This window comes from Vibrio sp. 10N.222.48.A3, assembly GCF_041475345.1.
Taxonomy (GTDB): domain Bacteria; phylum Pseudomonadota; class Gammaproteobacteria; order Enterobacterales; family Vibrionaceae; genus Vibrio; species Vibrio tasmaniensis_A.
Genome location: NZ_JBFRVX010000358.1, coordinates 1 through 3,404, shown reverse-complemented (window position 1 = coordinate 3,404; position 3,404 = coordinate 1). Strand labels below are relative to the sequence as shown.

3 protein-coding genes and 1 pseudogene are annotated in these 3,404 nt (G+C 44.0%); all 4 read right to left on the bottom strand.

Annotated features, from left to right (window positions below; all coding sequences use genetic code 11):
- Positions 1-81: pseudogene (locus tag AB4653_RS11130) on the bottom strand (siderophore ABC transporter ATP-binding protein); the annotation flags it as partial.
- Positions 82-93: 12 nt separating this feature from the next.
- Complete coding sequence (locus AB4653_RS11125) at positions 94-1,044, bottom strand: iron chelate uptake ABC transporter family permease subunit (RefSeq protein ID WP_012600923.1); 951 nt, start codon at positions 1,042-1,044, stop codon at positions 94-96.
- On the bottom strand, positions 1,037-1,990 hold the full coding sequence (locus AB4653_RS11120) for an ABC transporter permease (protein ID WP_009844852.1): 954 nt from the start codon (positions 1,988-1,990) through the stop codon (positions 1,037-1,039). The genes AB4653_RS11125 and AB4653_RS11120 overlap by 8 nt, the downstream gene beginning before the upstream one ends.
- A gap of 99 nt (positions 1,991-2,089) precedes the next feature.
- Positions 2,090-3,022 (bottom strand): siderophore ABC transporter substrate-binding protein, encoded by a 933-nt coding sequence (locus AB4653_RS11115; RefSeq protein ID WP_029223728.1) that lies wholly within the window; start codon positions 3,020-3,022, stop codon positions 2,090-2,092.
- Between the last annotated feature and the right edge of the window lie 382 nt (positions 3,023-3,404).

Genomic DNA, 3,404 nt, shown 5'->3' with positions numbered 1-3,404 from the left:
CCCTTTAGGGAACATGGCACTGGCATCATCCACCACAAGTGTCTTGCCATACTTCTTACTCAAACCTGTTAATTTAATCACTACTTATTACCTTTACTGAATTCTGGTGCGTAACAACAAGAACATAAAATACAAACCGCCGACCAAGTTAATGATCACGCTCACAGTGGTTTCAAACGCCATTACTTTTTCAATGAACCATTGGCCTGAAACCAATAGAACGACCGCTAACAAACTGCTCGCGATGATAAGCACACGATGTTGATAAGATTTGAATATCTGACGAGCTAAGCTCACGGTGATTAAACCAAAGAACAGCACAGGGCCAACCAAAGCCGTCGATACTGCGACCATCACTGACACAATCACTAAGGTAATCTGAGTCAATCGCTTGGTGTTAACGCCCAAGCTTGTCGCGTTATCAACACCAAGCCAAAGCACATCAAGCTTGGGAGCCAACAACCACAGGCCAAGCAAGCTCAAACCCAGTGGAATAAGGCTGAGGTAAACCAGTTCACCTTTCACGTTATTGAAGCTCGCGAACATCACATTTTGCAGCACGGCAAACTCGTTCGGGTCAATCAACATCGCAAGGAAGTTAGCCAAGCTTGAGAATACGCTGCCGCACACAATACCAATCAACAACAGTGTAAATACGTTGTTTCGCTTGCTCTTGAAGTAAAAATGGAACAGCGCAAACGAGAACAAGATCATCACAGTCACAGACAATGAAAAGTTTGCGATTGAATCAATCACCCAGAAACTGGTACTGCCAAACACAAACAGAAGCACCGTTTGAACCAGCATATACAGACTGTCAAAGCCCAAGATGGATGGGGTTAGAATTCGATTATTAGTGATGGTTTGGAACACCAATGACGATGCAGAGATCGCCACCGCCGCCAACACAATCGACAGCAGTTTTGGTAGTCGCAAAGATAAGAAGAACTCGTAGTTATCCCACGTAAGTCCTTGCCCCACAAATACTGCCGCCATCCCCAAAGACGCGATAGCCAGAATCGCAATTTTTACTGAATCACGCATTCGACTTGTCTCTCATGATTAGGTAGATAAAAATCAAGCCACCAAAGATGCTGATTACCATCGAGATTGGTATCTCATAAGGGAAGATGACGATTCGAGCTAACAAGTCACAAACCAATACCAAGATCACGCCCCAATAGGCTGTCCAAGGCAGAATCTTCTTCATGTTATCGCCCATCATCAGCGACACGATATTCGGCACGATAAGGCCAAGGAATGGGATAACACCGACGATCATCACTACAGAAGAGGCGCAGATAGCAACCAATGCCACACCAATGAAGACGATCTTCTGATAATTGAGGCCAATGTTTTTTGCGAAGCTTTCACCAATACTTGCCGCACTGAACTGACTCGCAAAGTAATAAGCCAACACACATGCAGGAACCGCGAGGTAAAGGATTTCATAGCTGCCTTGCAATACACTCGCAAAGTTCGCCATCGTCCAAGCTGACATGGTTTGTACTAAATCGTATTTGTAAGCGATAAAGGTTGTTAGAGAGGAAATAACGTTGCCATACATGATGCCAATCAAAGGTACCAACACCGCATTCTTGAACTTCAAGTGTTGTAGAAAGCGGACCAATAGCATGGTGCCTAACACCGCAAACGCAAAGATAAAGCCTAAGTAGCTCCATTGAGCGGCATTACCCAGCACCAGAATACCGACGATGTACCCCAACATGGCGCAATCAATCGTGCCCATCGTAGAAGGTGCAGCAAACTTATTCTGAACAATCTGTTGCATTATCAAGCCAGCAACACTCAAGCCAGCACCGGCAAGCACAATCGCGAACAGTCGAGGGATCCGACTAACAACATAAATAGAGTTGGCGTGTTGGTTGCCATTGAAAAAATCGCTAAAACTGATCTCAGCGACTCCAATCATTAATGACGCAACGCATAACACAACAAGAAATACAGCAGCTGCAATGGGTTTTAACATAGAAGTAATACTAAAGGTAGGATCGGGGAGACCGTATAAAAAAGTGAAAAAGGGCTTATAAGAACACTCTTATAAGCCCGAGAATCTGATGACTAGTAACTATTGAATCGTACGTTCAATGTCACCCAACATTCTGTGAATCGCTGTTACGCCGCCACCTACCAGATACCAAGCACTTGAATCAAGGTAAACGATGTTGCCTTGCTGCGCTGCAGGTGTTGCTGCAACCAGTGGGTTGTCAAACAGCTGTTGTGCGCGCCCTTCTGACTTACCGATCGCTTTTTCGCGGTCAAGCACGTAAAGCACTTCAGGTTTTGCGTCAGCAATATATTCAAACGAGATTAGATTGCCGTGATTCCCTTTAATCGGAGCCACTGTCGCACTCTTTGACTCCACAAAGCCAAAGTCATCAAAGATGATTGAGAAGCGACTGCCCTTATTGAACATCGCAATGTTGTTGCCGTTGTTCATTAGCATCATTGCTGACGTTTCGTCAGACGCGACTTTGTCGTTAACCGCCGTGATAGACGCTTGAGTCTCTTTAATGAGCGCTTCTACTTTAGCTTGCTTACCGAAGAGCTTGCCTAACGCGCGCCAGTTTTGCTGAGCATCAGCCCAGTATTTGTCACCTTCAATAGAGAACATGATGGTCGGAGCTATTTTTGCTAGTTGATCGTAAACCTTAAGCATACGGTTTTCGGCAATGATGATGTCAGGCTTCAGCATGTAGATAGCTTCAAAATCAGGTTCACTCAATGAGCCCGTATTTGCCGTCGTATCTTTGTACGAAGCTAGATAGTCAGGCATTAGGCTGTGAGGCGCGCCAACTGGCTGTATACCAATCTGATCAAGCACATCTAAGCTACCAAAGCCAAGTACTACAACGCGCTGTGGTACTTCGGTAAACTGCACCGTGCCCTTTACGTGTTCAATAGTGATTGTTTCCGCTTGAGCGGTCATTATCAATGATGATGCAAGAGCGATAGCAAGCCCACCCAATAACTGACGAACTGAATTGATTGTTTTCTTCATGTGTCTTCCTTTGCCAAGGATACAAACCACCACTCATGACAATAAAAGTCACATTACTCATAGATGAGCATGGGGCGTACACAACGGCTAAATAACGATAATTTAAAGTCTGTCATTGCTTTGACAACAAACTTGTAACGCAAGTGAGAACTATTATCAATTATATTTGCGTTAAATTAGCGACACAACAACTTTATTATTCAGAAATGTAAAAGTGAGTATTCATGTTTTGCGTAGTCGGGAGATATATTAGGAATCAAAAATAGCAAAAAGTGCGAAGAGGAAAATGATCATCAATCTGAAGAAAAAACCTGATGGGGGAAAATGTCCGAAAACCCTGTAATTACAACGCTAAACCTCATAATTACAACGCTAAACCTCA

Coding starts and splice junctions, on each gene's coding strand:
- AB4653_RS11125 (WP_012600923.1), bottom strand. CDS start 1,044: ATGCGTGATTCAGTAAAAATTGCGATTCTGGCTATCGCGTCTTTGGGG.
- AB4653_RS11120 (WP_009844852.1), bottom strand. CDS start 1,990: ATGTTAAAACCCATTGCAGCTGCTGTATTTCTTGTTGTGTTATGCGTT.
- AB4653_RS11115 (WP_029223728.1), bottom strand. CDS start 3,022: ATGAAGAAAACAATCAATTCAGTTCGTCAGTTATTGGGTGGGCTTGCT.